This is a genomic window from Pseudarthrobacter sp. AL07, assembly GCF_029960665.1.
GTDB lineage: Bacteria > Actinomycetota > Actinomycetes > Actinomycetales > Micrococcaceae > Arthrobacter.
The window spans coordinates 1-2,184 of record NZ_JASBRB010000064.1; the positions used below are offsets into that span (position 1 = coordinate 1).

Annotated in this window: 3 protein-coding genes; all 3 read right to left on the reverse strand. The window is 68.7% G+C overall.

All coding sequences use genetic code 11. The features are described 5' to 3' along the window. Positions 1 to 149: 149 nt before the first annotated feature. Positions 150 to 1,634, reverse strand: a complete 1,485-nt coding sequence (locus tag QK290_RS18350) for a multicopper oxidase family protein (RefSeq protein ID WP_282332099.1) — start codon at positions 1,632 to 1,634, stop codon at positions 150 to 152. Beyond that, positions 1,631 to 1,792, reverse strand: a complete 162-nt coding sequence (locus QK290_RS18355; RefSeq protein ID WP_282332101.1) for an SHOCT domain-containing protein — start codon at positions 1,790 to 1,792, stop codon at positions 1,631 to 1,633. Before QK290_RS18355 ends, QK290_RS18350 begins: the two co-directional genes overlap by 4 nt. 106 nt (positions 1,793 to 1,898) lie before the next feature. Then, positions 1,899 to 2,184: rhodanese-like domain-containing protein (locus QK290_RS18360; RefSeq protein WP_282332102.1), on the reverse strand; the 286-nt coding region annotated here is incomplete at its 5' end.

Below are 2,184 nucleotides of genomic sequence, written 5' to 3' on the forward strand. Positions count from 1 at the left end.
CGACCAGGGCGTTGACGGCGACGAGGAGCATGAACTGCGCCAGGTTCTGCCGCAGTCCCAGCGTGATGACCTCGGTTGTCCGAGACTGCTGGCGGGAGGGGGTGTTGGCTAAGGCCATTGGCGGATCCTGTCAGTGTTAGGGGTGCCGGTCAGCAGGCTTGGACGGTGGCCATCATGCCTTGGTCTTCGTGGTCCAGAATGTGGCAGTGGATCACGGTGCGGCCGGCGAAGTCGTCGAAGGCCACCCGGACTTTCACCTGGCTGCGGGCGGGGACGTTGACCACGTCCTGCCACTTGGGCCCGGTCACGTCGCGGTCGCCGTCCTGGACGATCTGCATGGGCCACACATGCAGGTGGATGGGGTGGTCCATGGGGCTGGAGTTGGTCAGGGTCCACTCCTCCACGGTCCCGGCTGCGACCGTCTCGTCGACCCGTTCGGCGTCGAACTCCCGTCCGTTGATGGTGAAGGCCATCATGGTGCCCTGTCCGCTGCCCATTCCCGCGCCCATGTTTCCATTCATGCCCATGGCGAAGTTCAGGGTGCGGGCGGCAGTGACCGGTTCGTTCCGTAGATCGCGCAGGGGCCGGCCCTCGGGCACGGGCCCGGGGTCAGTGCCCGCGCTTCCCGAGACGGCCAGGGTGAGCAGTTCGACCAAGCCGCCACCGGATTCGTTGTCGCCCCTCATGGCCCCGCCCATCATGGCGTTCATGCTGCCGCGGTCCAGGGCGGTAGCCGTGAGGGCGGCGGACCCGTCGCGGGTTTCCACGAGCAGCTCTACGCGGTTGCCGGGGGCGAGAACCACTTCGGTGACGTCCTCTGGGATCGGCAGGCGCCCGAGGTCCCTGCTGAGCAGCCGGACCTGCTGTCCGTCAAGTGCCAGGCGCAGGTACCGGGAGGGGCAGGCGTTGATGATCCGCCACCGCTCCCGTTCTCCGGGCGCGGCGCTCAGTTGCGGGCGGAGTTGCCCGTTGACCAGGACGATCTCTCCCTCACGTCCCATCATCTGCTGCATCTGGTCCGCCTCGGCGAGATTGCCGGCAGCATCGAGGGACAGGTCGGAGACCACCAGCACCCGCTCCCGGGTGACCGGAACCGGGTCGGGGTCCTCCACCACGATGGCCCCGTAGAGGCCGGCGGCGACCTGGTCGGCGGCGTGCCCGTGGCGGTGCGGGTGGTACCAGTAGGTACCAGGCGGGTGGTCCTCGGGCAGGGTGAACTCGTAGTCGAAGGACCCGCCCGGGTCAATGCTTACGAACGGGTTGTCGCTGTTGCCCTGCGGGGAGACATGCAGTCCGTGCACGTGCAGGTTCGTGGGAGCCTGCAGCCCGTTGCGCAGTGTGACCCGGATCGTATCGCCCGCACGGACCCGCAGGGTCGGACCGGGCAGTGAGCCGTTGAACGCCTGGACGGAGGCTTCCCGCCCGCCTACCCGGACCCGTGCCGGCGCGGCGATCAGGTCCAGGTCCAGCACCCGGTCGCGGCTGGCCAGTACCTGGGGTTCGGTCAGGTCCACACCCCCGGTGTATCCGGGTCCGTTGCCGGTGCTCAGCCACAGCCCGGCGCCGCCGGCAGCCGTAGCGCCGGCCCCGACCGCACCCAGTGCCAGCAGCTGGCGGCGTGTCAGCGGCCTCACCGGCCGTCCTCCTCCAGTATCCGTCGCCGTTCCTGGTATTCCTCGGTGCTGATCTCCCCGCGGGCGTAACGTTCCTCAAGGATCTCCTTGGCCCGGGCAGGGCCCGCACCCGTGCGCGGCGGTCCCTGCCCTTCGGTGGGGCCAAAGCCGTCCATCATTGAGGGGACTCCTTATCTCTTTTCGTACACGGCCAGGCCGTGCCTGGCTGAGGGCTTTCCGGGCCGTGCGGACGGCAGGGCCGTGCGGACGGCAGGGCCAGTGGTTCTAGGCCCTGGCTGACTGGCCAGAGTTCTGCCAGGCGTCCCAGGCGGCGTAGCTGCCATCGAGTTCGACGACGTCGTACCCGGCCCGTCGCAGGGCGCTGGCAGCCACGGAATTCCGTACCCCGGACTGGCAGTAGGACACGATGGTGCCGCCGCTGGGCAGTTCATCCAGGTGCCACATGAGGCGGCCGCCGCTGAGCTGGTACGAGCCCGGGACATGCCCGGCCTTGTACTCGGTCTTGTTGCGGACGTCCAGGACCATGGTGGCGTCGAACTTTTCGAGGTCC